16 protein-coding genes are annotated in these 14,664 nt (G+C 69.2%); 8 read left to right on the forward strand and 8 right to left on the reverse strand.

Translation table 11 applies throughout. The features are described from left to right. Positions 1 to 4 precede the first annotated feature (4 nt). Complete coding sequence (locus AC1DNF_RS31205) at positions 5 to 961, reverse strand: IS110 family transposase (protein WP_478152538.1); 957 nt, start codon at positions 959 to 961, stop codon at positions 5 to 7. 199 nt (positions 962 to 1,160) lie between these two features. Between AC1DNF_RS31205 and AC1DNF_RS31210 the strand changes: the two genes are divergently transcribed. The 4 genes from AC1DNF_RS31210 to AC1DNF_RS31225 all read left to right on the forward strand — a co-directional run bounded on the left by AC1DNF_RS31210 (position 1,161) and on the right by AC1DNF_RS31225 (position 3,507). Further along, positions 1,161 to 1,637 carry a histidine phosphatase family protein gene (locus AC1DNF_RS31210; protein ID WP_478152539.1) on the forward strand — a complete coding sequence of 159 codons (477 nt, stop codon included), beginning with the start codon at positions 1,161 to 1,163 and terminating at the stop codon, positions 1,635 to 1,637. Positions 1,638 to 1,747: 110 nt separating this feature from the next. Further along, on the forward strand, positions 1,748 to 2,707 hold the full coding sequence (locus tag AC1DNF_RS31215; protein WP_478152540.1) for a DnaJ C-terminal domain-containing protein: 960 nt from the start codon (positions 1,748 to 1,750) through the stop codon (positions 2,705 to 2,707). Between the two features lie 5 nt (positions 2,708 to 2,712). Further along, positions 2,713 to 3,036, forward strand: a complete 324-nt coding sequence (locus AC1DNF_RS31220; protein ID WP_478152541.1) for a chaperone modulator CbpM — start codon at positions 2,713 to 2,715, stop codon at positions 3,034 to 3,036. Between the two features lie 93 nt (positions 3,037 to 3,129). Continuing rightward, on the forward strand, positions 3,130 to 3,507 hold the full coding sequence (locus AC1DNF_RS31225; protein ID WP_478152542.1) for a COG4315 family predicted lipoprotein: 378 nt from the start codon (positions 3,130 to 3,132) through the stop codon (positions 3,505 to 3,507). A gap of 21 nt (positions 3,508 to 3,528) precedes the next feature. On the opposite strand, the gene AC1DNF_RS31230 is transcribed toward AC1DNF_RS31225, so the two are convergent. Together AC1DNF_RS31230 and AC1DNF_RS31235 are read right to left on the reverse strand one after the other, a co-directional pair. Then, a complete protein-coding gene (locus AC1DNF_RS31230) occupies positions 3,529 to 4,407 on the reverse strand; it encodes an isocitrate lyase/PEP mutase family protein (protein WP_478152543.1) in 879 nt (292 codons plus the stop codon). Between the two features lie 5 nt (positions 4,408 to 4,412). Beyond that, positions 4,413 to 5,381: a tripartite tricarboxylate transporter substrate binding protein gene (locus tag AC1DNF_RS31235; RefSeq protein ID WP_478152544.1), complete on the reverse strand. Its 969-nt coding sequence runs from the start codon at positions 5,379 to 5,381 to the stop codon at positions 4,413 to 4,415. 136 nt (positions 5,382 to 5,517) lie between these two features. Here AC1DNF_RS31235 and AC1DNF_RS31240 point away from each other — a divergent pair, with 136 nt between their 5' ends. Beyond that, positions 5,518 to 6,207 (forward strand): hypothetical protein, encoded by a 690-nt coding sequence (locus AC1DNF_RS31240; protein WP_478152545.1) that lies wholly within the window; start codon positions 5,518 to 5,520, stop codon positions 6,205 to 6,207. Between the two features lie 18 nt (positions 6,208 to 6,225). On the opposite strand, the gene mmsB is transcribed toward AC1DNF_RS31240, so the two are convergent. From mmsB to AC1DNF_RS31260, 4 genes are all read right to left on the reverse strand, one after another. After that, positions 6,226 to 7,119, reverse strand: coding sequence for a 3-hydroxyisobutyrate dehydrogenase (gene mmsB / locus AC1DNF_RS31245; RefSeq protein WP_478152546.1), 894 nt, complete (start codon positions 7,117 to 7,119; stop codon positions 6,226 to 6,228). A gap of 47 nt (positions 7,120 to 7,166) precedes the next feature. After that, the gene (locus AC1DNF_RS31250) at positions 7,167 to 8,282 is read right to left on the reverse strand and encodes an enoyl-CoA hydratase/isomerase family protein (RefSeq protein WP_478152547.1); all 1,116 of its coding nucleotides are present in this window, start codon (positions 8,280 to 8,282) and stop codon (positions 7,167 to 7,169) included. Between the two features lie 123 nt (positions 8,283 to 8,405). Further along, on the reverse strand, positions 8,406 to 9,560 hold the full coding sequence (locus AC1DNF_RS31255) for an acyl-CoA dehydrogenase family protein (protein ID WP_478152548.1): 1,155 nt from the start codon (positions 9,558 to 9,560) through the stop codon (positions 8,406 to 8,408). 47 nt (positions 9,561 to 9,607) lie between these two features. Further along, positions 9,608 to 11,131 (reverse strand): CoA-acylating methylmalonate-semialdehyde dehydrogenase, encoded by a 1,524-nt coding sequence (locus tag AC1DNF_RS31260; protein ID WP_478152549.1) that lies wholly within the window; start codon positions 11,129 to 11,131, stop codon positions 9,608 to 9,610. Positions 11,132 to 11,244: 113 nt separating this feature from the next. On the opposite strand from AC1DNF_RS31260, the gene AC1DNF_RS31265 reads away from it, so the two are divergent. From AC1DNF_RS31265 to AC1DNF_RS31275, 3 genes are all read left to right on the forward strand, one after another. Continuing rightward, positions 11,245 to 12,138 (forward strand): LysR family transcriptional regulator, encoded by an 894-nt coding sequence (locus tag AC1DNF_RS31265; RefSeq protein WP_478152567.1) that lies wholly within the window; start codon positions 11,245 to 11,247, stop codon positions 12,136 to 12,138. 194 nt (positions 12,139 to 12,332) lie between these two features. Beyond that, a complete protein-coding gene (locus tag AC1DNF_RS31270) occupies positions 12,333 to 12,899 on the forward strand; it encodes an autotransporter-associated beta strand repeat-containing protein (RefSeq protein ID WP_478152550.1) in 567 nt (188 codons plus the stop codon). Positions 12,900 to 12,933: 34 nt separating this feature from the next. After that, positions 12,934 to 13,197 carry a hypothetical protein gene (locus tag AC1DNF_RS31275; RefSeq protein ID WP_478152551.1) on the forward strand — a complete coding sequence of 88 codons (264 nt, stop codon included), beginning with the start codon at positions 12,934 to 12,936 and terminating at the stop codon, positions 13,195 to 13,197. Positions 13,198 to 13,219: 22 nt separating this feature from the next. Here AC1DNF_RS31275 and AC1DNF_RS31280 read toward each other — a convergent pair whose 3' ends face one another. Beyond that, positions 13,220 to 14,611, reverse strand: a complete 1,392-nt coding sequence (locus AC1DNF_RS31280; protein ID WP_478152552.1) for a CoA transferase — start codon at positions 14,609 to 14,611, stop codon at positions 13,220 to 13,222. Positions 14,612 to 14,664: the final 53 nt, after the last annotated feature.

The following is a 14,664-nucleotide window of genomic DNA, read 5'->3' on the forward strand; positions in this document are numbered from 1 at the left end:
CAAGTCAAGCCGAATGAAGCGAATCGTCCCAATGCTTGCCACTCTTGGCGATGGCGTTGAGCACCGTCAGGAGCTTGCGCATGGCTGCCACGAGGGCGACCTTCTTTGGTTTGCCGGCGACGACCAGGCGCTGGTAGAACTGCTTGAACACAGCGCTGTGGCGCACCGCCACCAGCGTGGCCATGTAGAGCGTTCGCCGCACGTCGGCGCGGCCGCCCCAGATGGTGCGGTGGCCGCGCATTTGTCCCGAATCCCGGTTCAGCGGCGCGACGCCCACCAAGGCGGCGATCTTGCGCCGGCACAGCGATCCGAGTTCAGGCAGCTCGGCCAGCRGCGTGGAGATGGTGGCCGGGCCGATCCCCTTGACGCTACCCAGCGCCTGGGCGAGCGCGGCGTGATGCTCGCGCACGTGCTCGGCGCTGTCGCGCTCGATGTCTTCGATCTGGGCCTTGAGGAACTCGATCATCCGCTCGATGCTGGGCCTGGCGCTGGCGTGCGACATGCGCAGGCGCTGCCGCTCGCTGGTGAGCATTCCCACGAGCTGGCGCCGCCGCAGCACCAGCGCCTGCAGGCGCTGCAATTCGGCGTCGGCCAGCGGCTTGATGAAGCGCTCGCGCTCGGGGTGCTGATGCAGCACCCGGGCGAACTCCGCCAGCATGCGCGCGTCCAGGCTGTCGGTCTTGGCCAGAGCGCCCATCGCGCGAGCGAAGTCGCGCGCCTGGCGAGGATTGACCACGGCCACGGCCAGCCCGGCGGCCTGCAGCGCGCACGCCGCCTCGAACTCGTAGCCGCCAGTAGCCTCCAGCACGACCAAGCTCGGGGCCAGGGCCATCAACTGGGTCGTGAGAGCTTCGATGCCGGCCGAGTCGTTGCCTTGTTGAGAAGTGCTCGCCTGCGCGGTSGAGCCGATCTCCAGGGTGTCGCGCGAGACGTCGATACCGATGAACACTGCGTCGGACATATTCCTTCGATCCCTTCCTTGTCTATGCGAACTTGTTGGTTCCAACAACCGTTCGGGTTGCGAAAGAACGGTCCCGCTCACCCACCCAGTGCTCAGAGACGGGCTTCAAAGCCCAGAGGCGCCTCGGGTTGGGTGAGCAGGTCCGAAACCAGTGCTGCCAATGGCGCGCGGGGCTGTGGATTAGGCGGTCGACGAGCCCTTGAGCGCGCTCGGCCTGCGGCAGGCGGCGCGCGCGGGCGAGCTGCTGGCCGGCGAGCCGATCCGCAGCATCGTGTGCAGCGACGTCAAGCGCGCCTTCGACACCGCCCACACGGTCGCCGCACATCACCGCATCGCGCCCCTGGCCATCGAAGGGCTGCGCGAGCGCAACTTCGGCGCGCTCATCGGTACCTCGTCAGCCCACATCGACTGGGCCTGCGAGCCCGAGGGCGGGGAGACGCTGGCGCGCTTCGTCGCGCGCAAGCGCGGCGGGCTCAAAGCGGCGCTCGCGCATCCGTCGCCGGTGCTGGTGGTGGCCCATGGCGGCTCGCTCTATGTGCTGGCGGCGCTGCTGGGCGTGGCGATCGACATGCGCGTGCTCGGCAACGCGCAGCCGCTGCGCTTCGAGCGCGATGGCGCCGCATGGCGCGTGACCTCGCTCCTGCGGGATGCGGACGGCGATGCGGGCCTGGCTTGATCAAAGCGTACCCGGCGGTCGCCGGCATGCTGTAGGCTCTGGCCATTGCGTTCAAGGGCGTCGATCCGCTGCCCTCGAAGCCTTCCCACCGTAGGACAGTTCGACCCACCATGGAATTCAAGGACTACTACAAGACGCTCGGCCTCGAGCGCACCGCTTCCGAGGAAGAGGTGCGCAAGGCCTACCGCAAGCTCGCGCGCAAGTACCACCCCGATGTCAGCAAGGAAGCCGACGCCGAGATCCGCATGCGCGACATCAACGAAGCCAACGACGTGCTGCGCGACAAGGAGAAGCGCGCCGCCTACGACCAGCTGGCCGACCACGTGGCGCGCGGCGGGAGTCCCGACGGCAGCTTCCAGCCGCCGCCGGGCTGGGATGAGGGCTTCGAGTTCCATCGCGGTCCGGGCCACGGGCCGGCCGACCACGCCGAGTTCAGCGAGTTCTTCTCGTCGCTGTTCGGCGCGGCGGAGCGCCGTGGCGCGCAGCGCCGCAACTACCGCGCGCGCGGCGAGGACCACCATGCCGCGATCGAGATCGCGCTGGAAGACGCACTCAATGGCGCCGAGCGCGAGATCACGCTGCGCGCCCAGGAAGTCAACGCGCAGGGCTTGCCTGAATGGAAGACCCGCACGCTCAGCGTCAAGATTCCGGCCGGCGTCCATCCCGGCCAATACATTCGCCTGAGCGGCCAGGGGATGCCGGGCCATGGCGGAGAGCCGGCGGGCGACCTGTACCTCGAAGTGCGCATCGCACCGCACAAGCTCTACCGCGTCGAGGACCGCGACCTCTACATGACGCTGCCGATCACGCCGACCGAAGGCGCGCTCGGCGCCCAGGTGCAGGTGCCGACGCCGGGCGGCGGCGTGGTCGAGGTCACCGTGCCGCCCCAGGCCCGCAACGGCCTCAAGCTGCGGCTGAAGGGACGCGGGCTGCCGGGCAAGCCGCCCGGCAACCTCTACCTGCTGCTGGAGATCGCCCTGCCGCCGGCCGACACCGACGCCGCGCGCAAGGCTTACGAGCAACTGGCGCAGGCCGCTCCCTTCGACCCGCGCCGCCATCTCGGAGTGTGATGACCATGGTCACTGTTTCAGCCACCCACGGCAGCTTGAGCACCTCGCATCCGCTGGCCGCCCAGGAACTCGCCCACGCCTGCGGCGCGGAGATCGAGTGGGTCGTCCAGCTGGTCGAGGTCGGCATCATCGAATCGCGCGCCCCGGCCTCGCAGCCGCAGGACTGGCGCTTTCACAGCATCGACCTGCAGAGCGCGCTCGCCGTCCGCCGGCTGGAGCGGGACTTCGGCGTGGGACTCGATGCGGCGGCGCTGATTCTCGACCTCGAGCATGAGGTGAGGCGGCTCAAGGCGGTGCTTCGGGCACAGGGGCTCGGCCGCGAGACCTGAGTCCGCGCGAACCGACAGAAGTTTCTGCGCTGTGGAATAAACGGGCGGCGCGCGGCGTTCGTCTGTTGTTCTTCCACTCTTTCAGGAACTCCCGTGAACCACAGACTGCTTTCGACGCTGCTGCTCTCCCTAGGCGCCGCCTTCGCCGGCCTGGCCCATGCGGCCGCCCCCGTCAAGACCGCGGATGGCATGCTGGTGAGCACCAGCGGCATGACGCTCTACACCTTCGACAACGATGCCGCGGGCAGCGGCAAGAGCATGTGCAACGGCCCATGCGCCGCGCTGTGGCCGCCCGTCATCGCCGCCGCGGATGCGGCGCCGGAGGCCGACATGACGATCGTCACGCGCGACGACGGCACCAGGCAGTGGGCCTACAAGGGCAAGCCGGTGTACATGTACAAGGCGGACGCCAAGCCCGGCGACAAGGCCGGCGACAACTTCAAGAACGTCTGGCACGTCATCAAGCCCTGATGACGCCGGGCCGGGCTGCCCTCAGGCGCCCGGCGCCGCGTACTTCCTGTCGAGCGCATCCAGTTCGGGCTTGCCCACCAGCCGCTGACGCTCGGCGAAGGACACCACGAGCGCCGGGTCTTCATCCAGGCGGCGCGTGTCCCGCAGCACGGTGAGCGCCTTCTGCATGCCTGCCACCGCGCCCTGCAACGCGGCATTGGCATAGAGCACGATGCCGTAGCCCAGCCCCGCGAGTTCCTCGGCGCTGAAGATCGGCGTCTTGCCGCCGATCACCATGTTCATGAGCTGCGGCTTGGCCAGGCGCCTGGGCAGCGCGCGGATCTCGTCGGCCGTCGTGACCGCCTCGACGAAGAGGATGTCGGCGCCGGCTTCGCTGAACTTCTGCGCACGCTCGATGGCGGCCTCGAAGCCATGCACGGCGGCGGCGTCGGTACGCGCCATGATGAGCAGGTCCGGGTCGCGCCGAGCGTCGACCGCGGCCTTGATCTTGCCGAGCATCTCCTCGGTGGCGATCACCTCCTTGCCCGAGAAATGGCCGCAGCGCTTGGGGCTCACCTGGTCTTCGAGCTGGATGGCATCCGCCCCCGCGCGTTCGAGCACGCGCACCGCGTGGCGCACGTTGAGCGCATTGCCGAAGCCGGTGTCCGCGTCGACGATCAGCGGCAGGCCGACCGCGTCGCGGATGCGCGCCGTGTGGTCCGCGATCTCATGGAGGCCCATGAAGGCCTGGTCCGGCAGGCCGAACCACATGTTGGTGACACCTGCGCCGGTGACGTAGATGGCCTCGAAGCCGAGGTCCTCGATCACGCGGGCCGAGAGCGCGTTGAACGCGCCCGGCACCAGCACGCCGCGGCGCGCCTCGGCCAGCTTGCGAAGGGTCTGGCGTGTGCTGAGCGTCATGGGCTTCAGTCTTCCTTCATGCCGGTGGCCTTGACCACGCCGCCCAGGCGGGCGCGTTCCTCGTCGACGAACTTCACGAAGGAGGCGCGCGTGCCGCCGATCGGTTCGATGCCCATCGCCTTGAGGTGCTCGACCGTGGCCGGGTTCTTCATCGCGGCATCCACCGCGGCGGCCATCTTGTCGAGGATGGCGTCGGGCGTGCCGCGCGGCGCATGCACGCCGGCCCAGTGGGCGATGCGGATCTCGGGGAAGCCCTGCTCCACCGCCGTGGACAGCTGGGGGTAGGCGGAGATGCGCTGCGTCCAGGTGTCCGCCAATGCCTTGAGCTTGCCGCTCTTGATGTAGGGCAGCACCACGATGCTGGCTTCCGAAGTGGCCTCCACCTGGCTGCCGAGCACGGCGGTGATGGACTCGGAGCCGCTCTTGTAGGGCACCAGGTCCAGCTTGGCGCCGTACTTGGTCTCAAGCAGGCCCTCGACGAAGTGCGGCGTGCTGCCGGTGCCCGCCGTCGCCCAGTGGAAGCCGCTCTTGGAGGCCTTGGAGGCGGCAACGAATTCCTTCAGGTCCTTGTAGGGCGCGTCGGCCGGCACGACGATGACCGAGGGCGCGAGCCCGATCATGGCCACGGGCACGAGCGCGTCGTCCTTGTAGGGCATGCTCTTGCGGATCATGCTGTTGGACACCACGCCGGCGGCGCTGATGAGGAAGGTGTAGCCATCGGGAGCGCTCTTGGCGACGAGATCGGCACCGAGGACCGTGCCCGCGCCGGGCTTGTTGTCGACGATGACGGGCTGGCCGAGCGCCTTGGAAGCGCCCTCCGCCGCGGCGCGCGCCATCAGGTCATTGGCGCCGCCGGCCGAGAAGGGAACGACGAGGCGGATCGTCTTGGTGGGCCAGGCCTGGGCGGCGGCGCCCGTCGCGGCAAAGGCCGCGGCAAGGCCGACGAGGAGGGAAAGACGACGCAACGATGGCATGCGGGAGCTCCGGTTTTTTGTAAGGATGGGGCAGCGATGATGCCACCGCTCGTTTTCGTAGGCGGCGGCTGGCAGACGCCGGCGCGCGGCATGCAGATACTCGACACATTCAGTTTCCAACCCAGAAAGGTTTTGAATGGCCGTGGTCTGCGCCGCATGCAAAACCGAAAACCGCGACAACGCGATGTTCTGCCATGGCTGCGCGGGCAAGCTGCCCGCCTTCACAGCCACCGGGCCCTCCGCGCTCGAAGCCATGAGGACATGGAAGCCGCCCGGCTTCGCGCAGCGGGCGCCGCCGCGCGAGGCGCTGCCCCCGCTGCCGGGTGAAACGGCCGGGTTCTGGCTTCGTGTCGGGCTGCTGGTGCTCGGGTGCGCGATCGCCCTGGTCGGCTGGTACGCCTATGTCACGCGCAAACCGGCGCCGCCGGCGCCCCGGATGGAGGTCATGGCCGCCATGGCCGCGACCCCGCCCAAGGCCCCGTCCCGCGTCGCCGTGCTGCCGAAGCCCTTGCCGCCGGTGCCTCCGGTCGCATCCCTGGGAGCGGGCGAAGTCATCGTCGAGACCGGTCCGGCGTCGATGCCGGAGCCGGCGTCGGCGCCCCCTGCCGTGGCGAATCCGCGGGCCGCGCGCGTGCGTCCACCGCCGCCGCGCATTGCCGCCGCGGACCCGCGGCGCGGCTGCCAGGGCCTCAACTTCATCGCCGCCGCCCGCTGCGAGGCGGCCCAGTGCGACAAGCCGCAGTTCACCCACCATCCGCGCTGCGACGTGGTGCGCGCGGACCGCCGGCGCGACGAAGCCCGGCGCAATCCGGTGCTCGGCACCTGAGCCGGCGAAGCTGGCGCTTCAGCCCTTCTGCACGAGCTTGATCACGCTCGAGAAATCCAGCGCGCCGTGCCCCGCGAGGCTGTGGGCCGCGTACAGGTTGCGCGCCAGGCCGCCGAGCGGCGTGGCCGCGCGCACGGCCATGGCGTTTTCCTGCGCGAGGCCGAGGTCCTTGAGCATCAGGTCGGTGCCGAAGCCGCCGGCGTAGTTCTTCGAGGCCGGCGCGGCTTCCATCACGCCGGGCATCGGGTTGTACTTCTCGAGCGCCCAGTTACCGCCCGAGCTGCGCCGCATGATTTCGGACAGCACCTTCGGATCGAGCCCGTTCGCAACCCCGAGCGCGAGGGCTTCCGAAGTGCCGATCATGAGGATGCCCAGGAGCATGTTGTTGCAGATCTTCGCGGTCTGCCCCGCGCCCGGGCCGCCCGCGTGAAAGATGTTGGCGCCCATCTTCTCGAGCACCGGGCGCGCGCGTTCGAGGTCCGCCTGCGCGCCGCCGACCATGAAGGTCAGGGTGCCCGCGATGGCGCCGCCGGTGCCGCCCGACACGGGCGCGTCGATCACGGCCACCCCGCGCTTCGCGCCCGCCTCGGCCACCTTGCGCGAGCTCGCCGCGGCGATGGTGCTGCTGTCGATGACGAGCGTGCCGGCCGGGATCTTCTCCAGCAGGCCCGGCTTGCCCTCGCCGCCGAGATAGAGCCCTTCGACATGCGCGCTGGCCGGCAGCATGCTGATCACCACCTCCGCGCCATCCAGCGTGTCGGCGGCGGAAGCGGCGATGGGCAGGCCCTCGGCGGCGAAGCGCTTGCAGGCTTCGGCCGAGAGGTCGAAGGCGCTGAGGGTGTGGCCGGCCTTGTGCAGGTTCATGGCCATCGGGCCGCCCATGTTGCCGAGGCCGATGAATGCGATCTTCATGTGTGTCTCCGTTCTTGAGGTTCTTGCGTGCGAATGCGCTTGCGGCTTCAGACCAGCCCGGCGAGTTCGGGCGGCATCTCTCCGCGCGCCCTGAGGTGGTCTTCGATGAAGGCCGGCGTGATCTCGTCGAGCGTGGCGGGGCTCCACTTCGGCTGGCGGTCCTTGTCGATCAGCACCGCGCGGATGCCCTCGGCGAAGTCCTTGTTGGCGCAGAAGCCCAGCGAGGCCCAATATTCGAGGCGGAACACCTCGGCGAGCGACATGCGGTGCACGCGCTGCCAGAGGGCGAAGGTCACGGCCGCCGAACTGGGCGCGCCCTTGCCGAAGGTCTTCGAGGCGGTCTGCAGCCACGGGTCGTCGCTGTGCAGTTCGCGCAGGCGCTTCGCGATGTCCTTCAGGTCGTCGCCGGCCATCAGCGCATTGATCGTGTCGAAGTGCTCGCGCACCTTCGAGGCCGGCGGCGCGGCGCCCTCGCCCGCCTGGGCCAGGAGGCGCGAGAGCGTGGCGCGGTCGGCCTGCGGCTCGACCTTCCACGCCGTGCGGCCGATCGACGCCAGCACCTGCGCCTTGCGCTCATGCGGCACCAGGAGGTCGGCCAGGCCGCAGAAGATCGCGTCGGCGGCGTTGAGCGGCGCGGCCGTCAGCGCGAGGAACAGGCCGACGCGGCCCGGCATGCGGCGCAGGAACCAGCTGCCGCCCACGTCGGGATACAGGCCGATGTTGATCTCCGGCATGGCGACCCGGCTCTGCGCCGTGACCACGCGGTGCGAGGCGCCGGCCATCAGGCCCACGCCTCCGCCCATCACGATGCCATGGCCCCAGCAGAGGATGGGCTTGGGGAAGGTGTGGATCAGGTGGTCGAGCTCGTACTCCTCGGCGAAGAAGCGCTCGGCATAGGGATTGCGTTCGCGGCCGCAGTCGAGCAGGGTCTGGTAGAGCTGGCGCAGGTCGCCCCCCGCGCAGAAGGCCTTCTCGCCGGCGGCGTCCAACAGCACGCCGGCGATGCCCGCGTCCGCCGCCCAGGCGCGCAGCCTGGGCGTGAGCTGCCGCACCATGGCCACCGAGAGCGAGTTGAGCGAAGCCGGCGAATTGAGCGTGGCGACGCCGAAGCGCTGCCCGCCGGCGGTCTTGATTTCGTCAAAGAGAACGACGGAGTCTTCCATGGGCCTGAAGTCTTTCAAGAATGTTGTCGTGGAACACCGCGGAATCGGCATTGCCGGGCCGCCGGTGTTGCCCCCGGTGAGGGGGAAGGCGAAGCGACACGAAGTGCGCGAAGCCTGCGGGTCTCATCGAATTCCGTTGTCGTCTTCGAGGAGCTTGCGCGAGATGATGACGCGCATGATTTCGTTGGTGCCTTCGAGGATCTGATGCACGCGCGCGTCCCGCACCAGGCGCTCGAGCGGGAACTCGCTCAGGTAGCCATAGCCGCCATGCAGTTGCAGCGCGTCGTTGCACACGTTGAAGCCCACGTCGGTCGCGAAGCGCTTGGCCATCGCGCAATAGGTGCTCGCATCCGCATGCCCGGCGTCGAGCCTGCTCGCGGCCAGCCGCACCATCTGGCGCGCGGCCACCAGTTCGGTCGCCATGTCGGCCAGCTTGAACTGCAGCGCCTGGAAGCTCGCGAGCGGCTTGCCGAACTGCTGGCGCTCATGCAGGTAGCGGCGCGCCGCATCGAGCGCACCCTGCGCGGCGCCCACCGAGCAGGTCGCGATGTTGATGCGCCCGCCGTCGAGCCCCTTCATCGCGATGCGGAAGCCCTCGCCCTCGCTGCCGAGCAGGTTTTCCGCCGGCACGCGCACGTTGTCGAAGTTGATGGCGCGCGTGGGCTGGCTGTTCCAGCCCATCTTGTGCTCCTTCTTGCCGTAGCTGATGCCGGGGGCGTCGGCCGGGACCGCGAAGGCCGAGATGCCGCCCGCGCCGCCGCCGCCGGTGCGCGCCATCAGCACCAGCACGTCGGTCGCCCCGGCGCCGGAGATGAAGGCCTTGCCGCCGTTGACCACGTACTCGCCGCCGCGCAACTCGGCGCGGGTCTTGAGCGAGCCGGCGTCCGAGCCCGCTCCCGGCTCGGTGAGGCAGTAGGAAGCGAGCTTGCGGCCGCTGGTGAGCGCGGCGCCCCATTGCGCGCGCACGGCCGGCCCGCCCCAGGTGCCGAGCATCCACGTCGCCATGTTGTGGATCGTGATGAAGGCCGTGGTCGAAGGGTCGACCGCGGCCATCTCCTCGAAAACCAGCGTGGCGTCGAGTCGCGGCAGGCCGAGCCCCTCGATGCTCTCCGGCGCATAGAGGCCGCAGAAGCCCAGTTCACCGGCCTTGGCGATGGCCTCCTTCGGGAAGATCGCCTCGGCATCCCAGCGCGCGGCATGCGGCGCGAATTCGGCGAGCGCGAATTCGCGCGCCGTGTGCGCGAAGGCCCGCTGCTCTTCGGATAGTTCGAAGTCCATGGGCCGAGCTTACATTCGGGACAGGGCGCGAAGGCCTTGCACGCGCCTCATTTCAGGCTGATCGTGGTGTTGACGCCCTGCGAAACGGTGCTGTCGTCGAACCAGCGCGCCGTCACCGTCTTGGTCTGCGTGTAGAACATGATGACCTGCTTGCCATAGGGCCCGAGGTCGCCCAGCTTGGACGCGCGCGAACCAGTGAACGAGAACATCGGCACCGGCACCGGGATCGGCACGTTGATGCCGACCTGGCCCACATCGATGTCTTCCTGGAAGCGACGCGCAGCCGCGCCCGACTGCGTGAAGATCGCGGTGCCGTTGCCATTCGGGTTGGCGTTGATCAGCTCGATCGCCTCGTCGATGGTCTCGGCGTTGGCGAGACACAGCACGGGGCCGAAGATTTCCTGGTCGTAGATGGCCATGCCGGGCTTGACGTCGGCGAACACCGTCGGGCCGACGAAGTTGCCCTTCTCGTAGCCGGGCACGGTGGGCTTGCGGCCGTCGAGGGCGAGCGTCGCGCCATCGGCCACGCCGCGTTCGATCAGGCCGTTGACGCGCTCGTAGGCGGCGCACGAGACCAGCGGACCGACGTCCACGCCCTTCTCGGTGCCGGCGCCGATCTTGAGCGTCCTGGCCTTCGCGACCAGGTCGGGCACCCACTTGCGAGCCTCGCCCACCAGCACCGCGACCGACACCGCCATGCAGCGCTGACCCGCCGCGCCGAAGCTCGCGCCGGCCAGGGCGTTGAGCGTCTGCTCCTTGTTGGCGTCGGGCATCACGATGGCATGGTTCTTCGCGCCCATCATGCATTGCACGCGCTTGCCGGCGAGCGTGGCGCGGTTGTAGACATGCGTGCCGACCTTGGTCGAGCCGACGAAGGAGATCGCCTTGATGTCCTTGTGATCGCAGATCGCGTTGACCACCGCCTCGCCGCCGTGGACGACGTTGAGCACGCCGGCCGGAATGCCCGCTTCGAGCGCGAGTTCGCACAGCCGCATCGTGACCATGGGGTCCTGCTCGGAGGGCTTGAGGACGAAGGTGTTGCCGGTGACGATCGCCATCGGGAACATCCACAGCGGAATCATGGCGGGGAAGTTGAAGGGCGTGATGCCCGCGCACACGCCCAGCGGCTGCAGCAGTGTGTAGGTGTCGACGCCATTGGCGACGTTGTTGGCCAGTTCGCCGAGCTGCAGGTTGCCGATGGCCGCCGCGTGCTCGACCACTTCGAGGCCGCGGAAGACATCGCCCTCGGCATCGGGCAGGGTCTTGCCCTGTTCGGCCGTGAGGATGGCGGCCAGCTCGGCCATGTTCTCGCGGATGAGCTGCTGGTACTTCAGGAAAATGCGGGCGCGCGCGCCCAGCGGCGTCTTGCGCCAGGTCTTGAAGGCGTCCTTGGCCGAGGCCACCGCGGCGTCGACCTCGGCCGGCGTGGCGAAGGGCACCTTGGCGAGCACCTGCTGCGTGGCCGGGTTGACGATGTCGCGCCACTCCTGGGTCTTGGATTCGATGAACTTGCCGCCGATGAGCAGCTTGACGGTGGCGACCTTCGTCGCGGGGGTGGTGGTGGCGTCCATGTGTTTGTCTCCTGGAATGGGGCCCCGGGCGCGGGGCATGGGCGGATGCTAGCTTTGCAAAATTGCCATGGCAATAGACAAATACGCACCCACGATCTGCATAATTGCAACGCATGGACTGGGACAACCTGCGCTTCTTTCTGGAACTCTCGCGCTCGGGCACGCTGATGAGCGCGGCGCGCCGGCTCGCGGTCGATCACACCACCGTCGCACGCCGCATCCAGGCGCTGGAGAAAGAGGTCGGCACCGCCCTCTTCTCGCGCGAAGCCGATGGGCATCGGCTCACCGAGGCGGGGCGGCGCCTGCAGCCGCAGGTGGAGGCGATGGAAAGCGCCTTTCTCGCGGTCGAGAGCGCGGCGCCCGCGTCGCACGAGGGCTTGTCGGGGCTGGTGCGCATCGGCGCCACCGAGGGCTTCGGCACGATGGTGCTGGCGCCGCAGCTCGCGCTCTTCGCGCGGCAGCATCCCAAGCTGGTGATCGACCTGCTCGCGATGCCGCGCCTCGTGCACCTGTCGCGGCGCGAGGCCGACATCGTGATTTCGCTGGAGCGGCCCGCGCGCGGGCCGGTGGTGGTGACCAAGCTCACCGACTACGTGCTGCGCCTCTACGCATCCGCCACCTACCTGAAGGCGCACAAGCCGATCGCATCGCGCGAAGCGCTGCGCGGCCACACCTTCATCAGCTATGTGGACGACCTTCTCTTCAGCAAGGAGCTGCAATACCTCGACGAGTTGTACCGCCCCGACTCCTTCGCGCTGCGCAGCACCAGCATCCTGGCGCAACACCAGGCGACGGCCGCGGGCGCCGGCATCGCGGTGCTGCCGGCCTTCATCGCCGAGCGGGACAAGTCGCTGCGCCGCGTGCTGCCGGGCGAGGCCAATTTCACGCGGACCTTCTGGATGTCGGGGCCGGCCGAGACCAAGCACCTGGCGCGCATGCAGGCCGTGTGGAACTTCCTGCGCCAGACGGTCGAGGCGCAGCGCGACATCCTCCTGCCCGAAGACTGAGCGCCCGCAGTCCCTCGAGCGCCCGGATCGAAGAGAACGCAATGTTCCGCGATATTCCGGTTTGGTATTGCGAATTGTGGAGTCATAAAGTGGCGTCATCCTCGACGTAGAACGAGGGAGGGGGGACTCCAATGAATCCAATCTACCGCTGCGTGCGGCATGCTTCGACTTGCGCCTGGATTACGGCGCTCATCATGTCATCCCAGCAGGTGGACGGCGCGCCGCTCACCTGGGATCCCAATGGCGCGGCGGCGGGGAGCGGCGGCAACGGCAACTGGGACACCACGACGCCGAACTGGAACAACGGCGCCGCCACGTGGAACAGCACCACGCCCGACCAGGCCATCTTCAGCGACGCCAACGCCGGCACATTCACCGTCAATCTGACGCAACCCATCACGGCAACGGACATCCAGTTCAGCAGCAACAGCAACTACACGCTGCAGGGATCAGCGCTTTCGCTGCTCAATGGCAATGTCAATGTGTCCGGCACCGGCAGGCTGACACTGGGCCTCTCCCTCAATCCCCTGAGCGCCGTCGGCGTCGAGAAGCAGGGCGCGGGAACGCTGTCGCTGACCGGAGTCAATACCTACACGGGCGCGACGACGATCAGCGCGGGCGTGCTCGAGGTAAGCGATCTGGCCAACGGGGGCCTTGCCGGACGCCGCCAACTCAGTGTGGCTGCGCACCGACGCATGGCACGAGTTCTCCGGCAAGAGCGGGGCGACTTACCAGACCATCAGCGGCCCGCTGTCGTATAAAGCCGACCTGGGCGGAAGCTGGGGCGAGCTCTCGGTGGGCGCGAGCGCCTGGGTCACGCCGAGCATCCTGATCCAGGGCAGCGTGGGCTATCAACGCAACCTGGGTGGCATTCGCCGCGAGGCCACGAATCTCGGCGGCAGCGTCAGTGCCGGCGGCGCCCCCACCGCGGGCGTGGGCCTGAGCGTGCAGCTGACGCCGAACGCCAAGCTCACGACCAAGGTGTCCTATGCGAATGGGCCGAAGGGTTCGGTCGACGGCGGCGTCAGCGCCAACGTGGGTCTGGAAGCCAAGTGGTGATGGCGATGCGGGTCAAGGCGAGTCAGGGCCATTGCGCGGCGTGGCTGCCCGGCGGCATCGATGGGCGCGGCCATGCCGCCGGAGTGCGCGAGAGCTGCGCGCTGTGGCGGATGCCTTGCAGCTCGCCGAAACCCGAGTTCGAGCTTTCGAGGTAGGGCGTGCGGTCCGGCGGTGCGATCTTCAGGCCGCCTTCCACGCGCCCCAGGCCGCGCAGCCACTGGCCCGTCTGCGCGAGCGAGAGTTGAACGTGCCAGCTGCCGCCTTCGTGCTGCTGTCGCCACATCGCCGCCGCCGCGCCCATGGCGATCAGGTAGCCGGTCGCCTCATCGAGGATCTGCATCGGCAAGGGCCTCGGCTTGCCGTCGCCGGCCGCCTCGCCCTCGGCATGGTTGAAGCCCATGGCCGTCTGCACCAGGGAATCGAAGCCGCGGCGCCCGGCCCAGGGCCCCTGGGTTCCGTAGGCCGTCAATGAAACATAGACGATGCCCGGGCGGCGGCGCGCCGCCGCCTCGGCGCCGAAGCCCAGCGCCGCCAGTCCGCCCGGCCGGTAGCCCTGCACGAACACATGCGCATCGCCGAGCAGCCGCGTGAGCGCCTCGCGCCCCGCCTCGCTGCGCAGATCCGCAAGCGCCGACAGCTTGCCGCGGCTGGTGTCGGCGATGGCTTCGATGTTGGGCAGCGTCGGCGAGTTGATCAGCATCACGTCCGCGCCATAGGCCGCGAGCGCGCGCCCGCCCACCGGGCCGGCGAGGATGCGCGTCAGGTCGAGGACGCGCAGGCCGGCAAGCGGACGCTGCAACGCATCGAGCGGCAGCAGTTCGCGCGGCGGCGCATCGCCGATGCGTTCGATGGTGAAGAGCGGCTGCGCGGCCACGGCCCGGCCCTGCGGCGTCGCATCCCATTGCTCGAAGCGACGCAGCGCCGTCACGACAAGACCGGCCTGCGCTGCCGCGCGCTCGAAGTCCAGCGCCTTCCACGCCGCCAGCGCCTGCTCGGCGTCGGCCCGCCGCGCCTTCGCCGGGTCCAGCCCCAGCAGGCGCAGCGCCCCATCGCGGTGGTGGGCGAAGTTCGCGTGGATGCGCACCCAGCCATCGGCGCAGCGATAGAGGCCGGAGAAGGCATCCCACAGGTCCGGCACGCGGCCGTCGATGCTGAACCAGGCCCCGCACTCCAGGGCCGCGTGCGGCATGTCGACGCTGACCTGCTGCCGGGGCATGCCGCGCGCATGGCCGAGTTCGCAGGCTGCGAGCGCGGCGGCGGCGATCGTGCTCTGCGCGGCCGCGCCGACCGCGAAGGACGAAGGCAGCACCGGGTCGGCGCCATGCAGCGTCGCGAAAGCCAGGGCTTCCTCGGGCAGGCCGGCCTGCCGCCAGAGGCCGCGCAGCGCATCGGTCGCGTCGGGCACCGCGCTCATCTCAGTTGCTCCACCGCGTTTGCCGCGACCCACGACGCATGAAACCGGCACGC

Source organism: Variovorax sp. 01T432 (assembly GCF_056398605.1).